This window comes from Serratia sp. SCBI (assembly GCF_000747565.1).
Taxonomy (GTDB): Bacteria; Pseudomonadota; Gammaproteobacteria; order Enterobacterales; family Enterobacteriaceae; genus Serratia; species Serratia ureilytica.
The window spans coordinates 436,751-454,233 of the sequence record NZ_CP003424.1; the positions used below are offsets into that span (position 1 = coordinate 436,751).

General features: G+C 57.3%; 20 protein-coding genes. 11 read left to right on the forward strand and 9 right to left on the reverse strand.

What is annotated here, in order from left to right:
* Positions 1–61: 61 nt before the first annotated feature.
* The 3 genes from yhcN (SERRSCBI_RS01975) to argR all read right to left on the reverse strand — a co-directional run bounded on the left by yhcN (SERRSCBI_RS01975) (position 62) and on the right by argR (position 1,583).
* Positions 62–325: a peroxide/acid stress response protein YhcN gene (gene yhcN, locus SERRSCBI_RS01975; protein WP_042783529.1), complete on the reverse strand. Its 264-nt coding sequence runs from the start codon at positions 323–325 to the stop codon at positions 62–64.
* Positions 326–445: 120 nt separating this feature from the next.
* Positions 446–709 carry a peroxide/acid stress response protein YhcN gene (yhcN, locus tag SERRSCBI_RS01980; RefSeq protein WP_042785630.1) on the reverse strand — a complete coding sequence of 88 codons (264 nt, stop codon included), beginning with the start codon at positions 707–709 and terminating at the stop codon, positions 446–448.
* Between the two features lie 403 nt (positions 710–1,112).
* On the reverse strand, positions 1,113–1,583 hold the full coding sequence (gene argR, locus SERRSCBI_RS01985) for a transcriptional regulator ArgR (protein ID WP_016929335.1): 471 nt from the start codon (positions 1,581–1,583) through the stop codon (positions 1,113–1,115).
* A gap of 464 nt (positions 1,584–2,047) precedes the next feature.
* Here argR and mdh point away from each other — a divergent pair, with 464 nt between their 5' ends.
* Positions 2,048–2,986 (forward strand): malate dehydrogenase, encoded by a 939-nt coding sequence (gene mdh / locus SERRSCBI_RS01990; RefSeq protein WP_033636811.1) that lies wholly within the window; start codon positions 2,048–2,050, stop codon positions 2,984–2,986.
* Between the two features lie 66 nt (positions 2,987–3,052).
* Here the strand turns inward: mdh and SERRSCBI_RS01995 are convergent, their stop codons facing one another.
* A complete protein-coding gene (locus SERRSCBI_RS01995; RefSeq protein ID WP_004933567.1) occupies positions 3,053–3,313 on the reverse strand; it encodes a helix-turn-helix transcriptional regulator in 261 nt (86 codons plus the stop codon).
* Between the two features lie 180 nt (positions 3,314–3,493).
* On the opposite strand from SERRSCBI_RS01995, the gene SERRSCBI_RS02000 reads away from it, so the two are divergent.
* Complete coding sequence (locus SERRSCBI_RS02000) at positions 3,494–3,850, forward strand: DNA-binding protein (protein WP_033651481.1); 357 nt, start codon at positions 3,494–3,496, stop codon at positions 3,848–3,850.
* Positions 3,851–3,900: 50 nt separating this feature from the next.
* Here SERRSCBI_RS02000 and ispB read toward each other — a convergent pair whose 3' ends face one another.
* The gene (gene ispB, locus SERRSCBI_RS02005) at positions 3,901–4,872 is read right to left on the reverse strand and encodes an octaprenyl diphosphate synthase (RefSeq protein ID WP_033641648.1); all 972 of its coding nucleotides are present in this window, start codon (positions 4,870–4,872) and stop codon (positions 3,901–3,903) included.
* Between the two features lie 271 nt (positions 4,873–5,143).
* On the opposite strand from ispB, the gene rplU reads away from it, so the two are divergent.
* The 4 genes from rplU to cgtA all read left to right on the forward strand — a co-directional run bounded on the left by rplU (position 5,144) and on the right by cgtA (position 7,996).
* On the forward strand, positions 5,144–5,455 hold the full coding sequence (gene rplU, locus SERRSCBI_RS02010) for a 50S ribosomal protein L21 (RefSeq protein WP_004933561.1): 312 nt from the start codon (positions 5,144–5,146) through the stop codon (positions 5,453–5,455).
* Between the two features lie 17 nt (positions 5,456–5,472).
* Entirely contained in the window at positions 5,473–5,730 is a 258-nt protein-coding gene (gene rpmA, locus SERRSCBI_RS02015) for a 50S ribosomal protein L27 (RefSeq protein WP_004933559.1), read from the forward strand.
* 105 nt (positions 5,731–5,835) lie between these two features.
* Positions 5,836–6,807 (forward strand): DMT family transporter, encoded by a 972-nt coding sequence (locus SERRSCBI_RS02020; protein ID WP_033651479.1) that lies wholly within the window; start codon positions 5,836–5,838, stop codon positions 6,805–6,807.
* Positions 6,808–6,823: 16 nt separating this feature from the next.
* The gene (cgtA, locus tag SERRSCBI_RS02025) at positions 6,824–7,996 is read left to right on the forward strand and encodes an Obg family GTPase CgtA (protein ID WP_033641651.1); all 1,173 of its coding nucleotides are present in this window, start codon (positions 6,824–6,826) and stop codon (positions 7,994–7,996) included.
* A 36-nt stretch (positions 7,997–8,032) separates the two neighbouring features.
* Here cgtA and pmrB read toward each other — a convergent pair whose 3' ends face one another.
* Genes pmrB through dacB form a run of 3 tightly spaced genes read right to left on the reverse strand, consistent with a single transcriptional unit; the run spans position 8,033 to position 11,195 of the window.
* Complete coding sequence (pmrB, locus tag SERRSCBI_RS02030) at positions 8,033–9,094, reverse strand: two-component system sensor histidine kinase PmrB (RefSeq protein WP_042783530.1); 1,062 nt, start codon at positions 9,092–9,094, stop codon at positions 8,033–8,035.
* On the reverse strand, positions 9,091–9,753 hold the full coding sequence (gene pmrA, locus SERRSCBI_RS02035; protein WP_033641655.1) for a two-component system response regulator PmrA: 663 nt from the start codon (positions 9,751–9,753) through the stop codon (positions 9,091–9,093). Before pmrA ends, pmrB begins: the two co-directional genes overlap by 4 nt.
* A gap of 8 nt (positions 9,754–9,761) precedes the next feature.
* Positions 9,762–11,195 (reverse strand): serine-type D-Ala-D-Ala carboxypeptidase, encoded by a 1,434-nt coding sequence (dacB, locus tag SERRSCBI_RS02040; RefSeq protein ID WP_042783531.1) that lies wholly within the window; start codon positions 11,193–11,195, stop codon positions 9,762–9,764.
* Positions 11,196–11,451: 256 nt separating this feature from the next.
* Between dacB and greA the strand changes: the two genes are divergently transcribed.
* Positions 11,452–11,928: a transcription elongation factor GreA gene (greA, locus tag SERRSCBI_RS02045; protein ID WP_004933539.1), complete on the forward strand. Its 477-nt coding sequence runs from the start codon at positions 11,452–11,454 to the stop codon at positions 11,926–11,928.
* Between the two features lie 112 nt (positions 11,929–12,040).
* Here greA and yhbY read toward each other — a convergent pair whose 3' ends face one another.
* Entirely contained in the window at positions 12,041–12,334 is a 294-nt protein-coding gene (gene yhbY / locus SERRSCBI_RS02050) for a ribosome assembly RNA-binding protein YhbY (RefSeq protein ID WP_004933536.1), read from the reverse strand.
* 144 nt (positions 12,335–12,478) lie between these two features.
* Here yhbY and rlmE point away from each other — a divergent pair, with 144 nt between their 5' ends.
* The 4 genes from rlmE (at position 12,479) to glmM (ending at position 17,366) form a co-directional block, all read left to right on the forward strand.
* The gene (gene rlmE / locus SERRSCBI_RS02055) at positions 12,479–13,108 is read left to right on the forward strand and encodes a 23S rRNA (uridine(2552)-2'-O)-methyltransferase RlmE (RefSeq protein ID WP_004933533.1); all 630 of its coding nucleotides are present in this window, start codon (positions 12,479–12,481) and stop codon (positions 13,106–13,108) included.
* Between the two features lie 56 nt (positions 13,109–13,164).
* Positions 13,165–15,096, forward strand: coding sequence for an ATP-dependent zinc metalloprotease FtsH (gene ftsH, locus SERRSCBI_RS02060; RefSeq protein WP_004933529.1), 1,932 nt, complete (start codon positions 13,165–13,167; stop codon positions 15,094–15,096).
* Between the two features lie 91 nt (positions 15,097–15,187).
* Complete coding sequence (gene folP / locus SERRSCBI_RS02065) at positions 15,188–16,024, forward strand: dihydropteroate synthase (protein WP_042783532.1); 837 nt, start codon at positions 15,188–15,190, stop codon at positions 16,022–16,024.
* A 4-nt stretch (positions 16,025–16,028) separates the two neighbouring features.
* Complete coding sequence (gene glmM, locus SERRSCBI_RS02070) at positions 16,029–17,366, forward strand: phosphoglucosamine mutase (RefSeq protein WP_033651476.1); 1,338 nt, start codon at positions 16,029–16,031, stop codon at positions 17,364–17,366.
* Positions 17,367–17,483 lie beyond the last annotated feature (117 nt).

Consider the following 17,483-nt stretch of genomic DNA (forward strand, 5'->3'; position numbering starts at 1 on the left):
TCAGAACTCGGCAGTGGCAGTGACGAGGGTAATCAGCTCTGCAAAACCGTTCCCAGAGTTGTTATTTGTAAATCTCGGCGGTGGCGTGGTAGTTGCCTTCGTTACGCGCTTCGATCACGCGGTAGGCGGTCGCGCCTTTAGCATCGGCTTTCTCCGACAGCGCCTGGCGAATGTCGGTCGGTGCGCCGTCGATACCGCTGACGGTAATGGTGCCGATAGATTGCAGATTGGCGGTCTGATCGTTAGTCACCAACTGGGAGGCAGACGCGCCAAAGGAGATGACAGACAGCAAACCGAGTGCAGCGAGAGTAGTTTTCATGTTCATGATAGCGATCCTTGGTCATAACAGCCTGGAAGGGCTTGGCAGCGATTTTTATTCTTGAAGGCCGTTATGACAGCGTTTGATTCCAGAGATGTATTGCCCGTTGCCGGGTAATGCCGGTACTTATTTGTAGATTTGAGCGGTCGCGTGGAAGTTGCCGTCGTTGCGCGCTTCGATCACGCGGTAAGCGGTCGCCCCTTTGGCGTCGGCTTTATCGGACAGCGCCTGACGAATGTCGGAAGGCGCAGCGGCGACGCCGCTCACGGTGATCACACCGGCGGGCTGCAGTTTTGCGGCCTGGGTTGCGTCAACAGATTGTGCTGCGAATGCACCAAAGGAAAGCATGGACAGAACGCTCAGGGTTGCAACGGTAGCTTTAATTTTCATCATCTCACCTCATCGTATTCTTTTATCAGTTCCAACGAACTGTGATTCAGTTCACGAAAATGAGTATACAGCTAGTAACGCGAAAAATTAATAGTTCGCTAACAGTTGCTAGTGAAACTTTAACCTTATGATTCTTATTTTTTATAACTACAAGGAATAAAAAACGCTCATAAAACGATCTTTCGATGTTAAATTTATGTAATTTCAATAAGGTAAGTGCTTTTGACCAAAAGTGCGGAAGATCACAGTGGGTACTGCTGGTTACATGGATATGTCATGGAAATGTGTTGTTGCGGGATAAAAAAGCAGTGTTAAACGCGGTTGAAGGCCGGAAAGGTAACGCGAGGGTTAAAGAAGCGCTAACAAAATGCGGGCGGTAGCCGCACTTTGTTAGCGCCAGGTTTCACAGCTCTTGCTCGAACACGCCCAGGATCGCTTCATGCAGCTTCTGAGCGGTAAAGCCGCTGGACGGCGTGACGAAAATCGTGTCGTCGCCGGCGATAGTGCCGAGGATGCCCTGGGATTTGCCCAAGGAGTCAAGCAGGCGGGCGATCAGCTGTGCGGCGCCCGGACTGGTGTGGATCACCACGACGGCGTCGTTATGGTCGACGTCCAGCACCAGGTTCTTCAGCGGGCTGGTGGTGGTCGGCACGCCGAGTTCGGCAGGAAGGCAATACACCATTTCCATTTTGGCATTGCGCGTACGTACCGCACCGAACTTGGTCAGCATGCGCGATACTTTGGATTGGTTAATGTTTTCGAAGCCTTCTTCTTGCAGCGCCAAAACGATCTCGCCTTGAGAACTGAATTTTTCTTCTTTCAATAACGCTTTGAACGTCTTGATCAGATCTTCCTGTTTTGCGGGATTACGCATTTTGCACCGTGGAATGTTGATAATGGAAGTCATGATTATGCATATAGATGAATTTTTATGCAACAAAGGCCGACCCAAAGAAAATAAACATGACCGGGCGGCGAGGAAAGGGCGGCATTTTAACAAAATCCGGCCGTGATGAATATGCCCTTTTGACGTCGGAAAATCGGCCTGCGCTGGTAAATAAAATGTTATTAAAATGATGTTGTTCTGATGTTGCGTAAGGGTGTAATGTAACGGCCGGTTAACTTGCTCGTGAATAACCTCGCACTATTTTTGATTAGTGTGCGCTATGCCCTTCATGCGTAAGCGATTTAATCTAAAATGGGCGCGACAGCGGTCATTTTATTGCACCTGCAGGCAACAATTAGCTAATTTATTGTTTTTAAAGGTGTAATAATTTAAGGTCCGTCACCAACACATTCACGGCGCTTTATATATTTAAGACAATAAAGGAGTATAGGATGAAAGTTGCAGTTCTCGGTGCTGCTGGCGGTATCGGCCAGGCCCTCGCCCTTCTACTCAAAACCCAGCTTCCTTCAGGTTCTGAACTCTCTCTCTACGATATTGCCCCCGTTACCCCAGGCGTTGCCGTCGACTTAAGCCACATCCCAACCGCAGTTAAAATCAAAGGCTTCAGCGGCGAAGACGCGACCCCGGCTCTGCAGGGTGCGGACGTGGTGCTGATTTCCGCCGGCGTGGCCCGTAAGCCAGGCATGGATCGCTCTGACCTGTTCAACGTTAACGCCGGCATCGTGCGTAACCTGATTGAGCAAGTGGCGAAAACCTGCCCGAAAGCCTGCATCGGCATCATCACCAACCCGGTTAACACCACGGTCGCCATCGCGGCGGAAGTGTTGAAAAAAGCCGGCGTTTACGACAAGAACAAACTGTTCGGCGTGACTTCGCTGGATATCATCCGTTCCAACACCTTCGTGGCCGAGCTGAAAGGCAAGCAGCCGGAAGAGCTGAACGTGCCGGTCATCGGCGGCCACTCTGGCGTGACTATCCTGCCTCTGCTGTCGCAGATCCCTGGCGTGAGCTTCACCGATCAGGAAGTGGCGGATCTGACCAAACGCATTCAGAACGCCGGCACCGAAGTGGTGGAAGCCAAAGCCGGTGGCGGGTCTGCTACGTTGTCCATGGGCCAGGCGGCCGCGCGTTTCGGTCTGTCTCTGGTGCGCGCACTGCAGGGCGAGAAAGGCGTTGTGGAATGCGCTTACGTTGAAGGCGACGGCAAATACGCTCGCTTCTTCGCACAGCCGCTGGTACTGGGTAAAAACGGCGTTGAAGAACGCAAGGATATCGGCACGCTGAGCGCCTTCGAACAGAAAGCGCTGAATGAGATGCTGGACGTGCTGCACAAAGATATCGAACTGGGCGAGAAGTTCATCAATAACTGATCGTCGCCGATAGTCAGCCGATAAACGCCGCCGGACGCTGTTCCGGCGGTTTTTTTTGCCCCGCGTTCACGATTTGATGCGGGCTTTTCGATCCAGCAGGCAATCGCTGTGCGGATCATAATAGCGGCTTGGCCAGATCTCCGATGGGTGGATGCCGATTGCTTCGGCGATCAGCCATTCCCCCTTCGGCCAGGGACGCGACAGCGCGTTGGCCAGCGTTGATGAGCTTAATCCGGCCTTGCGCGACACCGCCGCCAGCGTGGTGCCCTGTTTGCGTAACGCCGCGATGATATCTGCCGGATGCCAATCTGGGTTCCTTGAATTCATGTTTACATTCCTTTTCTGATTAGCCAAAGTTGCGTTAGTGGTATAACTAACGGATCAGGGTTAGGCGTTTGAACAACGTGAAACGCTTATTCGGAAACAAGAATACCATTAAATTTCCTAAAAAATACCCAAGTAATTTCCAAAAATGACTTTGCCCACTATTGCCCAGAGATGATGGCTATGAAAAACGAGTGGTTTGCCGCCAAGGAACTGACAGGCATCGCAGGATTACCTTCCTCACCACAGGGAATCAATCTGATGGCCCGGCGCGAAGGCTGGATAAGCCGCAGGCGTAAAGGCGTGCAGGGAAAAGCGTTGGAGTATCATATCGACAGCCTGCCGCCTGGCGCGCGCAACCTGCTGATGCTGAAAGAAGATGGGGCGGCGTATGACGTAGAACGCCAGGATCCGTTAGCGGTATGGATCGAGTATTACTACCATTTGACGGAGAGCGAGCGCGAGAAAATGGTGGCTTTCCTGATGCGGGAAGGGATAGGCGGCCTGCTGGCGCGCATTGACGAAGAGAATAATACCTAGACAGGCCCGCATCAGCGGGCCTGATAAGAACGTTAAGAAACTTTTGTTTCTTAAAAATCGCGTTGCACTGCCAGATGCGCCAGGCCTTCCAGCGCCGTGCGGTGCTCCGAGGCCGGCAAGACCTGCAGCGCGGCGATCGCCTTGTCGGCTTCTTCCTCGGCGCGTTGGCGAGTGTATTCCAGCGAACCGCATTGTTGCATCGCCTGCAATACCGGCTCCAGCAGATGACGACCGTTGCCTTGCTCAATCGCGCCGCGGATCATCTCACGCTGTGCGTCGTCGCCGTTGTGCATCGCGTGCAGCAGCGGCAGGGTCGGTTTCCCTTCATTCAGATCGTCACCGGTGTTTTTGCCCAGGGTGCTGCCGTCGGCGCTGTAGTCGAGCAGATCGTCGATCAGCTGGAAAGCGGTGCCGAGGTAGCGGCCATAATCTTGCAGCGCCTTCTCTTGCTCGGCGTTGGCGCCGGACAGGATCGCCGACGATTGCGCCGCCGCCTCAAACAGACGGGCGGTTTTGCTGTAGATCACCCGCATATAGCTTTCTTCGCTGATGTCAGGATCGTGCACGTTCATCAACTGCAGCACTTCGCCTTCGGCGATGACGTTGACCGCCTCCGACATCAGCGCCAGCACGCGCAGCGATTCCAGGCTGGTCATCATCTGGAAGGCGCGGGTATAGATAAAGTCGCCGACCAGCACGCTGGCGGCGTTGCCGAACGCGGCGTTGGCGGTGGCTTTGCCGCGGCGCATGTCCGATTCGTCGACGACGTCGTCATGCAGCAGCGTGGCGGTATGGATGAATTCGATCAGGGCGGCGACGGTGACGTGCTTGTTGCCTTCATAGCCCAACGCTCGCGCCGCCAGGACGGCGATCATCGGCCGGATGCGTTTACCGCCACCGCTGATAATGTAATAGCCAAGCTGATTGATGAGCGTGACATCGGAATTCAGCTGTTCGAGAATTGTTGCGTTCACGGCCGCCATATCTTGCGCGGTTAACTCGGTAATTTGCTCTAGGTTCATTGTGTTTTTTTCAGCTGTGTTTCTCTTCACCGCGTTGAGATCGCTGCTCACATCGGTACATGGCGGTAACTGTCCCTATGATTGTACTTGAAAAACGGTTCAGATAAACGCCACGAAAGAAACTGTTGTTTTTTTTCTTCTTTTTTGTACATCTGGTCTTATTCTGCTCTTGTCATGCGCCGCTTTTTTGCGTAGAATTCGCGCCCTATTGTGAATATTTATAGCGCGCTCTGAACTAACACAGTCGGGCACGCGGAAAGCGGAGTTTTATATGTACGCGGTTTTCCAAAGTGGTGGTAAACAACACCGAGTAAGCGAAGGTCAGACCGTTCGCTTGGAAAAGCTGGACATCGCAACTGGTGAAGCGGTTGAGTTTGACCAGATTCTGATGATCGCTAATGGCGAAGATATCAAAATCGGCGTTCCTTTCGTCGATGGCGGCAAGATCAAAGCTGAAGTCGTTGCTCACGGTCGTGGCGAGAAAATTAAAATTGTTAAGTTTCGTCGTCGTAAACACCACCGTAAGCAGCAGGGCCACCGTCAGTGGTTCACTGACGTTAAAATCACCGGCATCAGCGCTTAAGTTAGGAGAGCGGATTAATGGCACACAAAAAGGCTGGCGGCTCGACTCGTAACGGTCGCGATTCAGAAGCTAAACGTCTGGGCGTAAAACGCTTTGGCGGCGAAGCAGTACTGGCAGGCAGCATCATCGTTCGTCAGCGCGGCACCAAATTCCACGCTGGTACCAACGTGGGTTGCGGCAAAGACCACACTCTGTTTGCTTTGAAAGACGGTAAAGTCAAATTCGAAGTTAAAGGCCCGAGCAATCGTAAATTCATCAGCATCGAAGCTGAATAATTTTTCGAGCCTTACGAAATAGATGTAAGCCCCGCAATTCGTTGCGGGGCTTTTTACATTTATGGGTTGCCTGCGGGCAGCCCCGTCAGCGTTGGCGAAGGTAATATGGATACGAAGCAGCAGGTCGGCGTGGGTATTTCCCTGGCGTTAACCACGGCGGTTTGCTGGGGCGCGTTGCCGATCGCGATGAAAGAAGTGTTGGCGGTGATGGAGCCGTTTACCGTCGTTTGGTATCGCTTTACCATGGCCGCCATCGGTTTGGGCGTGATCCTCGCGGTGCGCGGCAAGCTGCCGCCGCTGAAGATGTTCCGTCAACCGCGTTGGCTGCTGCTGTTGGCGATCGCCACGGCGGGGCTGTTGGGCAACTTTGTGTTCTTCAGTTCCTCGCTGCAATACCTGAGCCCGACGGCGTCGCAGGTGATTGGCCAGCTGTCGCCGGTGGGCATGATGTTCGCCAGCGTGCTGATTTTAAAAGAGCGCATGCGCATCACCCAGGTCATTGGCGCCTTGATGCTGATTTGTGGACTGATGTTGTTTTTCAACGTCAGTCTGATAGAGATCTTTACCCGGCTGACGGACTACACGCTGGGCGTCATGCTGGGCGTGTGTGCGGCGATGGTCTGGGTGAGCTACGGCGTGGCGCAGAAGGTATTGCTGCGACGGCTGGCTTCGCCGCAGATCCTGGTTATGTTGTACACTTTATGTGCGATAGCGTTGTTCCCTCTGGCCAAACCCGAGGTGATTTTCCAGCTTAGCGGCTGGCAATTGGCGTGCCTGCTGTTTTGCGGCGCCAACACGTTGATCGGCTATGGCGCGCTGGCGGAAGCGATGGCGCGCTGGCAGGCGGCGCAGGTGAGTGCGTTGGTGACGCTGACCCCGCTGTTTACCCTGCTGTTTTCTGATCTATTGGCGCTGGCCTGGCCCCAGGCGTTCGCCGCGCCGACGTTAAATCTCGTCGGCTATGTTGGCGCGTTTGTGGTCGTGGCGGGCGCTATGTTTTCCGCAATTGGTCACCGGTGGTGGCCGCGACGGGCAGAACCCCCCCAGGTTGCTCCTTTGAAGCAGCCCGGTGAATGATTTACGGAGACGGTAAATGAAGTTTGTAGATGAAGCAGCGATTCTGGTCGTTGCAGGCGATGGCGGCAACGGATGCGTCAGCTTCCGCCGCGAAAAATATATCCCTAACGGCGGGCCTGACGGCGGCGACGGCGGCGACGGCGGTGACGTCTACCTGCTGGCGGACGAGAACCTCAATACCCTGATCGACTACCGCTTTGAGAAGTCTTTCCGCGCCGAGCGCGGTCAGAATGGCCAGAGCCGCGACTGTACCGGTAAACGCGGTAAAGACGTCATCATCAAGGTGCCGGTCGGCACGCGCGTGAAGGATCAGGGCACCGGCGAGATCCTCGGCGACATGACCCGTCACGAGCAGAAACTGATGGTCGCCAAAGGCGGCTGGCACGGTCTGGGTAACACCCGTTTCAAATCGTCGGTCAACCGTGCGCCGCGTCAGAAGACGCTGGGCACCGCCGGCGAAGCGCGCGATCTGTTGCTGGAGCTGTTGCTGCTGGCCGATGTGGGCATGCTGGGGCTGCCGAACGCCGGCAAGTCGACCTTCATCCGCGCGGTGTCCGCCGCCAAACCGAAGGTGGCCGATTATCCGTTTACCACGCTGGTGCCAAGCCTGGGCGTGGTGCGCATGGACCACGAGCAGAGCTTTGTGGTCGCCGACATTCCGGGGCTGATCGAGGGCGCCTCCGAAGGCGCGGGCCTGGGCATTCGCTTCCTGAAACACCTGGAGCGTTGCCGCGTGCTGTTGCACCTGGTGGACATTGCGCCGATCGACGAATCCGATCCGGTGGAAAACGCCAAAGTCATCATCAACGAGTTGAACCAATACAGCGAAAATCTGGCGCAGAAGCCACGCTGGCTGGTGTTCAACAAAATTGATGTGATTGGTGAGGAAGAAGCTGCCGAACGCGCCAAGGCGATTGTGGAAGGCATGGGCTGGGAAGGAAAGTACTACATGATCTCCGCCGCCAACCGCGAAGGCGTCAACGCGCTGTGCTGGGACGTGATGAACTTCATCAACACCCAGCCGAAAGCGATGGCGATCGAAGAAAGCGCGCCGGAAAAAGTCGAATTCATGTGGGACGACTATCACCGCGAACAGCTGGCGGAGATGGAATCGGAAGCGGATGACGACTGGGATGACGACTGGGACGAAGACGACGACGAAGGCGTCGAAATCATTTACCAGAAGTAATTCGATGATAAAGGGCTCAGCAACGCTGGGCCCTTGTTATTTGAGCGCCTTTTCCGGCAGCCAACACTGGGCATTCAGGCCGCGCGCATCGCGGCGGTTTTCCAGCGTCAAGCGCCCCTGGTGCAGCTGCACGATGCGGATCACGATATTCAAGCCCAGTCCGCTGCCGCCGTAGCGTTGATCCATGCGGCGAAACGCCTGCGTCAGCTCCCCGACCATCTCTTCCTTGATCCCCGGGCCATCGTCGATGACCTGCAGCAGATAACCGCGGTCCTGCGGCGTTAACCGCACCTGTATCGCGCCGCCTTCCGGGCCGTATCGGTGGGCGTTTTCGACCAGGTTACGCAGCAGTAGCCGCAGCAGCACCGGATCGCCGTTCACCGCGGCGGCGGCCGGCAATTGCCAGGCCAGCGTTTGCCCGCGTTGGGCGGTCATTTCGTCGAGCTCTTCACGCAGCGGCTGGATCACATCGGCTACCCAATCGAAATGCTGGTAATGGCCGCTGGCAAAGTCTTGCCCGGCGCGCGACAGCATCAGCAACTGCTCGACGGTGTGCATCAGTTGATCGATGCGGGCGATCAGCGCCTGGCTGCCCTTGACGCCCTGTTTTTCCATCAGTTCCAGATGCAGGCGGAGGCCGGCCAGCGGCGTGCGCAGCTCGTGGGCGGCGTCGGCGGTGAACAGGCGTTCTTGCTGAATGGTGTTGTCCAGCCGTGAGAACAGCTGATTGAGCGCATTGGTGACCGCCACCATTTCCTGGCTGTCGCTGGTGATCGGCAGCGGCGTCAGGTTATCGGCAGAGCGCTTTTCCAGCCGCTGCTGCAATTGGTTGAGCGGGCGGGTGATCCAGCTGATGGCCCAGAAAGACGCCAGCAGGGTCACGATCATCATGATCAGCGAAGGCGCCAACAGCGAGGCGATGGCCTCGGCGATCTCGGTATCGACGCGCTCGCTGCGCACTTTGGCGGACAGGGTTTCGTCCACCAGGAAGCTGATCTGTTCCTGGCTTTCGTGCCACAGCCAGAAGGCGCTGATGAGCTGCGTGACCAACAGGATCAGCGCCAACATCAGCAGCAGGCGGCGGCGCATGCTGATCATGAGGAAGGTTCCAGGCGGTAGCCGATGCCGCGCACGGTGCGGATGCGATCCTTGCCCAGTTTGCGACGCAGGTTGTGGATGTGCACTTCCAGCGTGTTGGAGCCCAGATCGTCTTGCCAGGTGTAGAGATCTTGTTGCAGGAGTTCACGGTTGACCGTCTGCCCGGCCCGCATGATCAGGCGCGACAGAATGGCGAACTCTTTTGGCGTGACTTCCACCGGCTGTTGCTGCAGGTAGACCTGCTGGCTGGAGAGGTTCAACTGCAGGTCATCCACCTGCATCAGATTGTCGCTGTGGCCCTGGTAGCGCCGCAGGAGGGCGCGCACGCGCGCCTGCAGCTCAACCAGCGCGAAGGGTTTGACCAGGTAGTCGTCGGCGCCGGCGTCCAGCCCGTCGACGCGATCTTCCAGGGCGTCGCGGGCGGTCAGGATCAGCACCGGCAGATCGATCTGCTGGCGGCGCCACTGCCGCAGCAGCGCCGCGCCGTCCATATCCGGCAGGCCGAGATCCAGGATCACCATGCTGTATTGGCTGGTGATGAGCAGGCTGTTGGCCTCCGCCGCCGTGGCGGCGCAGTCGCAGACGTAACCCTCGCCGGTCAGCGCCAACGCCAGCCCCTGTTGCAGCAGTTCATCATCTTCAACGACCAGCAGCTTCATGACGACCCTCAGTTGTTTTGGTAAATATCCCGATACAGGCGGCTTTCGAAGCGCACCAGCGGCGCGCGGCGCTGTTTCTGATCTTCCGGCGGCACGGCGTAGCCGGAGAGATACTGCACGAAGGCCATGCGCTGGCCGCTGGCGGTCGTGATGAAGCCCGCCAGGTTGTAGACGCCCTGCAGCGCGCCGGTCTTGGCCGACACCTTGCCGTCGACGCCGGCTTCATGCAGGCCGCCGCGGTAGCGCAGGGTGCCGTCATAGCCGGACAGCGGCAGCATCGAGATAAAGTTCAGCTCGTTGTCGTGCTGCGCGATGTACTGCAGCGCCTGCATCATGGTCGCCGGGGCGAGCAGGTTGTGGCGCGACAGGCCGGAACCGTCGGCGATGATGGTATTGCCCAGATCGATGCCGGCCTTTTGGCGCAGTACCTGGCGCACCGCATCGGAGCCCGCTCGCCAGGTGCCCGGCACGCCGAAGCGCTCATGGCCGATGGTGCGGAAGACGGTATCGGCAATCATGTTGTCCGACTTCTTCAGCATGATCTTCAACAGATCGTGCAGCGGTGCCGACTGGGTTTGCGCGATCACTGTGCCGGTAATGCCGGGACGCGTCTGGCGTTTCAAATGCCCGTCGATCTGGATGCCGGCCTGCGTCAGCTCGTCTTTCAAGATGGCGCCCGCATAGCTGGCGCCGTCCTGGATGGCGAAGGCCAGCGGCAACGGCTCGCTGCGCTGCGTCAGGCAGCCGGTCAGGGTAAAGCGGTTCAGCTCGCCCGGCACCACGTCCAGCTCGCAGTACTGCGCGTCTGCCGAGCCGCGCGCCAGGGTGCGCACCTGGCTAAACATATTAACCGGATAATAGGAGGCGACGCGGATAAACGCCATGTCGCCCGGATTCGGCGCGCTGTACAGCGAGACCGAGAAACAGTTGCGATCGACGATGGCGGCGGCCGGCGGCGCGCTGAAGCACTGCGTCAGATCGTTCCACGGCCAACCGGGCGCTTTGTCATGGCTGGCGAAGACAGAGGTATCGACCAGCACGTCGCCGCTGATTTGGCGCACGCCTTGCTTTTTCAGGACGGCCACCATATTGCGCAGGCTCTGGCGTTTGAAGGTCGGATCGCCGCTGAAGCGAGCGATCAGGTTGCCGCGCAGCACGCCGTCGCGGATATCGCCCTGGCTCTCCAGCGTGGTAGTGAAACGGTAATCGGGCCCGAGTTGCAGCAATGCCGCCAGCGCCGTCAGCACTTTTTGGGTACTGGCCGGCAGCGCCATTTGCTGAGAGTGGTAATCGATCGTCGGCGAGCTGGCGCCGATCTTCTGAACGACCAGGGCAAGGTTGGCCCCATCAGGCAGATATTGTGTGTACTCTTCAACCGGGGCCGCATTCGCATTCAGAACAAATGCGCAAGCCAATGCACTGACAATTCGTGAAAAACGCATAATCTCGGGATAACAGCTGGATAACGTGCCGTCATACTACGGTGCAATCAGGGAAAAAGTAAACGATGACCCTCAAGGAACTCTAGGCTAAAATGCGTATCAAAATGCAAAACCGATCTTGGCTTGGGCTCCGTTCCGAGTCAGGTTTCTTTTGTTTGTCGCCTGGAGGCGGGGGGCGGTATGCCAACCGTGTTTTCATACGAATACGTCAGGATGACGGTTATTTGAACAGGAAAGATTTAGAGGTATTTATACGATGAACCAAATTCCGATGACCTTGTTTGGCGCTGAAAAACTGCGCGAAGAGCTCGAATATCTGAAAAGCGTGCGCCGCCCGAAAATCATTGCGGATATCGCTGAAGCGCGTGAACACGGCGACTTGAAAGAAAATGCCGAGTACCATGCCGCCCGCGAACAGCAGGGTTTCTGTGAAGGCCGCATTCAGGAAATCGAAGCCAAGCTGTCCAATGCTCAGGTGATCGACATCACCAAGATGCCGAACACCGGTCGGGTGATCTTCGGCGCCACCGTATCGGTGATGAATCTGGACAGCGAAGAAGAAGTGACTTACCGCATCGTTGGCGACGATGAGGCCGATTTCAAGAAAAATCTGATTTCGGTAAACTCGCCGATGGCGCGCGGCCTGATCGGCAAAGAGCAAGACGATGTGGTGGTGATCAAAACCCCAGGCGGCGACGTGGAATACGAGATCCTGAAGGTCGAGTATCTCTGATCGGGACCGTTGGTCATTAATGCGCCAACGTTTTGTAAAGATAGGAAAAAGGCCGCAAGCGGCCTTTTATCTTGGTCAGGCGCATGGCACCTTTTCGTTAACCTGATGGTTATTAACGCGGTAGACTGATCTTGCGCTCTTTCGACGGGCGGTAAAGAATAAGCGTACTGCCGATAACTTGCACATTGCAGGCGCCCGTTTCACGCACGATAGCGTCGGCGATCAGGGTCTTGGTTTCGCGATCTTCAGCGGCGATTTTTACCTTGATCAGCTCATGATGCTCCAGAGCCTGTTCAATTTCAGCCAGCACCCCTTCGGTAAGACCGTTATTGCCCAGCATCACCACCGGTTTTAACGGATGCGCCAGGCCTTTCAGGTGCTGTTTTTGTTTATTATTCAGATTCATTGTCTTTTTTTGCTTAAGTTGGGATTGAAAACGGTACATTCTACCGCCATCTCATGTATATCACCAAATCGGTCTTCACCGGTGTGAGTCTACGTGAGCAGCGACCCTGACATAAGACTCTTTTTATGATAGTTGGAAAACGAGATGGCTAATAAAAAGCGTTCGGCTAGCTCCAGTCGCTGGTTACAAGAACACTTTAGCGATAAATATGTACAGCAGGCGCAGAAAAAGGGACTGCGTTCCCGTGCCTGGTTTAAACTTGATGAAATACAGCAGAGCGACAAACTGTTCAAACCGGGCATGACCGTGGTTGATCTGGGCGCCGCACCGGGCGGCTGGTCGCAGTATGTGGTCACCCAAATCGGCGGTACCGGGCGCATCATCGCCTGTGATATTTTGCCAATGGATCCTATCGTTGGCGTCGATTTCCTTCAGGGCGATTTTCGTGATGAACTGGTGCTGAAGGCACTGTTGGAACGAGTAGGCGAGAGTAAGGTTCAGGTGGTCATGTCCGATATGGCCCCGAATATGAGTGGCACCCCGGCGGTCGATATTCCAAGGTCGATGTATCTGGTGGAGTTGGCGCTGGATATGTGTCGTGATGTCCTCGCACCAGGCGGAAGTTTCCTGGTGAAGGTGTTCCAGGGAGATGGCTTTGACGAGTACCTACGGGAAATTCGCTCCCTGTTTACGAAGGTTAAGATTCGTAAGCCAGACGCTTCCCGCGCCCGTTCGCGCGAAGTGTACATTGTAGCGACAGGGCGCAAACTGTAGTACCCTAACGCTGTTTGTTAACACAGTTGTAAGATGAGGTTAATCCCTTGAGTGACATGGCGAAAAACCTAATTCTCTGGTTAGTCATCGCGGTAGTGTTGATGTCTGTATTCCAGAGCTTTGGGCCCAGCGAGTCGAATGGCCGTAGGGTGGATTACTCTACCTTCATGTCCGAACTGACCCAGGACCAGGTTCGCGAAGCGCGAATCAACGGACGTGAAATTAACGTTACCAAGAAAGACAGTAACAAATACACGACCTACATCCCTGTCAACGATCCTAAGTTGCTGGATACGTTGTTAACGAAGAATGTGAAAGTTGTCGGCGAGCCGCCTGAAGAGCCGAGCCTGCTGGCTTCTATCTTTATCTCTTGGTTCCCGATGCTGTTGCTGATCGGGGTCTGGATCTTCTTTATGCGGCAAATGCAGGGCGGCGGCGGCAAGGGCGCGATGTCCTTCGGCAAGAGCAAGGCCCGCATGCTGACGGAAGACCAGATCAAGACCACTTTCGCCGATGTCGCCGGGTGTGACGAAGCGAAAGAAGAGGTGAGCGAACTGGTGGAATACCTGCGCGAACCGAGCCGTTTCCAGAAGCTGGGCGGCAAGATCCCGAAAGGCGTGCTGATGGTTGGCCCGCCGGGGACCGGTAAAACGCTGTTGGCGAAAGCGATCGCCGGCGAAGCGAAGGTACCGTTCTTCACCATTTCCGGTTCCGACTTCGTCGAAATGTTCGTCGGCGTGGGTGCATCCCGCGTGCGCGACATGTTCGAACAAGCGAAGAAAGCCGCGCCGTGCATCATCTTCATCGATGAAATCGACGCCGTCGGTCGCCAGCGTGGCGCAGGCCTGGGTGGCGGTCACGATGAGCGTGAGCAGACCCTGAACCAGATGCTGGTTGAGATGGACGGTTTCGAAGGCAACGAGGGCATCATCGTCATCGCGGCGACCAACCGTCCGGACGTGCTTGACCCCGCGCTGCTGCGCCCGGGCCGTTTCGACCGTCAGGTCGTGGTCGGGCTGCCGGACGTGCGTGGCCGTGAGCAGATCCTGAAGGTGCACATGCGCCGCGTGCCGTTGGCGGCCGACATCGACGCCTCCGTCATTGCGCGCGGCACGCCGGGCTTCTCCGGTGCCGACCTGGCCAACCTGGTCAACGAAGCGGCGCTGTTCGCCGCCCGCGGCAACAAGCGCGTGGTGTCGATGGTGGAGTTCGAGAAAGCCAAAGACAAGATCATGATGGGTGCGGAACGCCGCTCCATGGTGATGACTGAAGCGCAGAAAGAGTCGACCGCGTATCACGAAGCGGGCCACGCCATCATTGGTCGCCTGGTTCCTGAACACGATCCGGTGCACAAGGTCACCATCATTCCTCGTGGTCGGGCGCTCGGCGTGACCTTCTTCCTGCCGGAAGGGGATGCGATCAGCGCCAGCCGTCAGAAGCTGGAGAGCCAAATCTCCACCCTGTATGGCGGTCGTCTGGCGGAAGAGATCATCTACGGGCCGGAAAAAGTCTCTACCGGTGCGTCGAACGATATCAAAGTGGCGACCTCCATCGCCCGCAACATGGTGACCCAATGGGGCTTCTCCGAGAAGCTGGGGCCGCTGCTGTATGCGGAAGAAGAGGGCGAAGTGTTCCTGGGCCGTTCCGTGGCCAAGGCGAAGCACATGTCGGATGAAACCGCGCGTATCATCGACCAGGAAGTGAAGTCGCTGATCGAACGCAACTACACGCGTGCTCGCTCGCTGCTGATGGAAAACATGGACATCCTGCACTCGATGAAGGATGCGTTGATGAAGTATGAAACCATCGATGCGCCGCAGATCGACGATCTGATGAACCGCAAAGACGTGCGTCCGCCGGCGGGCTGGGACGATGCGAACAAAGGCAACAGCTCCGACAACGGCGGCACGCCAAAAGCCCCGACGCCGGTAGATGAGCCGCGCACCCCAACGCCGGGCAACACCATGTCCGAACAGCTCGACAAGTAACAGCGGCTGTGTAATAACATCAAACCCCGGCATGCCGGGGTTTTTTTTGCCCGGCGGGCAGTGAACCAGGCAACAGTAAGGTGGACCAACCATGCAGTTAACCGTGCGCGACATGACGCTCAATCTCTCCCATCCTCAGGTGATGGGCATCCTCAACGTGACGCCGGATTCGTTTTCCGACGGCGGCCGCCACAACACCCTGAACCAGGCGCTGGTGCATGCGCACGCGCTGATTTCGGCCGGCGCCACGATGATTGATATCGGCGGCGAATCGACAAGACCGGGGGCGGCGGAAGTGAGCGAAGAGGAGGAGCTTGAGCGGGTCGTGCCGGTGGTGGAAGCGCTGGCGCAGCGTTTTGAAGTCTTTATCTCGGTCGATACCTCGAAAGCGGGTGTGATCCGCGAATCGGCGCACGCCGGCGCACATTTGATCAACGACATCCGTTCGCTGCAGGAGCCGGGCGCCCTGGCGGCGGCGGCGGAAAGCGGTTTGCCGGTCTGCCTGATGCACATGCAGGGGCAGCCGCGCACCATGCAGCAGGCGCCCCACTACGACGATCTGATCGCCGACGTTCAGACGTTTTTCGAGCACCATATCCGGCGCTGTAACGAGGCGGGGATAACAAATCAGAAATTGCTGCTCGACCCAGGCTTCGGTTTCGGTAAAAATTTGGCGCACAACTATCAGCTTCTGGCCCGGTTGTCGGAATTTCATCGTTTCGGTTTGCCGCTGTTGGTCGGCATGTCGCGCAAATCGATGATTGGACAACTGCTGAACGTGCCGCCGGATCAACGGGTTATCGGCAGCGTGGCCTGCGCGGTGATCGCGGCGATGCAGGGGGCGCAGATTGTCAGAGTGCATGACGTTAAAGAAACCGTCGAGGCGATGCGTGTCGTCGAGGCAACACTTTCAGCTAAAGGACAGTAGAGACATGAGCGAGCGCAAATATTTTGGCACCGACGGCATCCGTGGCAAGGTCGGGGACAGCCCCATCACGCCTGACTTCGTGCTGAAGCTGGGCTGGGCGGCCGGTAAAGTGCTGGCGCGTCACGGTTCCCGCAAGATCATCATCGGTAAGGATACGCGCATCTCCGGATATATGCTGGAGTCCGCTCTGGAAGCCGGCCTGGCGGCCGCCGGATTGTCCGCCTCCTTCACCGGGCCGATGCCCACGCCGGCGGTGGCCTACCTGACGCGCACCTTCCGCGCGGAAGCGGGCATTGTCATCTCCGCTTCGCACAACCCGTTCTATGACAACGGCATCAAGTTCTTCTCGATCGACGGTGCCAAATTGCCGGACAACGTCGAAGAGGCGATCGAAGCCGAGATGGAAAAACCGCTGACCTGCGTGGAGTCCGCCGAGCTGGGTAAAGCCAGCCGTATCATCGACGCCGCCGGCCGCTATATCGAATTCTGCAAAGGCACTTTCCCGAGCGAGCTGAGCCTGAAGGGGCTGAAAATCGTGGTTGACTGCGCCAACGGCGCGACTTACCACATCGCGCCGAGCGTGCTGCGCGAGCTGGGCGCCACGGTGATCGCCATCGGCGTTGAGCCGGACGGGATGAACATCAACGAAAAATGCGGCGCTACCGATGTGCGTCAGTTGCAGGAGCGCGTACTGAAGGAAAAAGCGCACGTCGGCCTGGCGTTCGACGGCGACGGCGACCGCGTGATGATGGTGGATCACCTGGGCAACAAGGTGGACGGCGACCAGATCCTGTACATCATCGCCCGTGAAGGCCTGCGTCAGGGCCAGCTGCGCGGCGGCGCGGTCGGCACCCTGATGAGCAATATGGGGTTGGAGCTGGCGCTGAAACAGCTGGGCATTCCGTTCGCTCGCGCCAAAGTGGGCGACCGCTACGTGCTGGAGAAGCTGCAGGAGTTGGGCTGGCGCATCGGCGCGGAAAACTCCGGCCATGTGATCCTGCTGGACAAAACCACCACCGGCGACGGCATCGTGGCCGGGCTGCAGGTGCTGACCGCCATGGTGCGCAATCACATGAGCCTGCATGACCTGTGCAGCGGCATGAAGCTGCTGCCGCAGATCCTGGTCAACGTGCGCTTCGCCGGCGAGCACAACCCGCTGGAGTCCGACGCGGTGCGCAAAGTCACCGAGCAGGTGGAGGCCGAGCTGGCTGGCCGCGGCCGGGTGCTGCTGCGCAAATCGGGCACCGAGCCGCTGATCCGCGTGATGGTGGAAGGCGAAGACGAGCAGCAGGTGACCGCGCTGGCGCATCGCATCGCCGACGCGGTGAAATCCGCAGGTTAAAACAGACAGTTAGCCGCCGGGCTTGGCATCGCTGAGCCTGAACAGGCGATTGTTGGCGTTTTTTTCCGCAAACGCGCCGGCGGCTGCAAATTGCCCTTGCGCGGGTTGGCGGCTTTG

Bases quoted from the DNA above. Each gene is read 5' to 3' on its own strand.
- folP (WP_042783532.1), top strand. From the start codon at position 15,188: ATGCAGTTAACCGTGCGCGACATGACGCTCAATCTCTCCCATCCTCAG.
- argR (WP_016929335.1), bottom strand. From the start codon at position 1,583: ATGCGTAATCCCGCAAAACAGGAAGATCTGATCAAGACGTTCAAAGCG.
- yhcN (WP_042785630.1), bottom strand. From the start codon at position 709: ATGAAAATTAAAGCTACCGTTGCAACCCTGAGCGTTCTGTCCATGCTT.
- glmM (WP_033651476.1), top strand. From the start codon at position 16,029: ATGAGCGAGCGCAAATATTTTGGCACCGACGGCATCCGTGGCAAGGTC.
- ispB (WP_033641648.1), bottom strand. From the start codon at position 4,872: ATGAACCTAGAGCAAATTACCGAGTTAACCGCGCAAGATATGGCGGCC.
- cgtA (WP_033641651.1), top strand. From the start codon at position 6,824: ATGAAGTTTGTAGATGAAGCAGCGATTCTGGTCGTTGCAGGCGATGGC.
- rpmA (WP_004933559.1), top strand. From the start codon at position 5,473: ATGGCACACAAAAAGGCTGGCGGCTCGACTCGTAACGGTCGCGATTCA.
- mdh (WP_033636811.1), top strand. From the start codon at position 2,048: ATGAAAGTTGCAGTTCTCGGTGCTGCTGGCGGTATCGGCCAGGCCCTC.
- ftsH (WP_004933529.1), top strand. From the start codon at position 13,165: ATGGCGAAAAACCTAATTCTCTGGTTAGTCATCGCGGTAGTGTTGATG.
- SERRSCBI_RS01995 (WP_004933567.1), bottom strand. From the start codon at position 3,313: ATGAATTCAAGGAACCCAGATTGGCATCCGGCAGATATCATCGCGGCG.
- rlmE (WP_004933533.1), top strand. From the start codon at position 12,479: ATGGCTAATAAAAAGCGTTCGGCTAGCTCCAGTCGCTGGTTACAAGAA.
- yhcN (WP_042783529.1), bottom strand. From the start codon at position 325: ATGAACATGAAAACTACTCTCGCTGCACTCGGTTTGCTGTCTGTCATC.
- pmrA (WP_033641655.1), bottom strand. From the start codon at position 9,753: ATGAAGCTGCTGGTCGTTGAAGATGATGAACTGCTGCAACAGGGGCTG.
- greA (WP_004933539.1), top strand. From the start codon at position 11,452: ATGAACCAAATTCCGATGACCTTGTTTGGCGCTGAAAAACTGCGCGAA.
- pmrB (WP_042783530.1), bottom strand. From the start codon at position 9,094: ATGATCAGCATGCGCCGCCGCCTGCTGCTGATGTTGGCGCTGATCCTG.
- SERRSCBI_RS02020 (WP_033651479.1), top strand. From the start codon at position 5,836: ATGGATACGAAGCAGCAGGTCGGCGTGGGTATTTCCCTGGCGTTAACC.
- SERRSCBI_RS02000 (WP_033651481.1), top strand. From the start codon at position 3,494: ATGAAAAACGAGTGGTTTGCCGCCAAGGAACTGACAGGCATCGCAGGA.
- dacB (WP_042783531.1), bottom strand. From the start codon at position 11,195: ATGCGTTTTTCACGAATTGTCAGTGCATTGGCTTGCGCATTTGTTCTG.
- rplU (WP_004933561.1), top strand. From the start codon at position 5,144: ATGTACGCGGTTTTCCAAAGTGGTGGTAAACAACACCGAGTAAGCGAA.
- yhbY (WP_004933536.1), bottom strand. From the start codon at position 12,334: ATGAATCTGAATAATAAACAAAAACAGCACCTGAAAGGCCTGGCGCAT.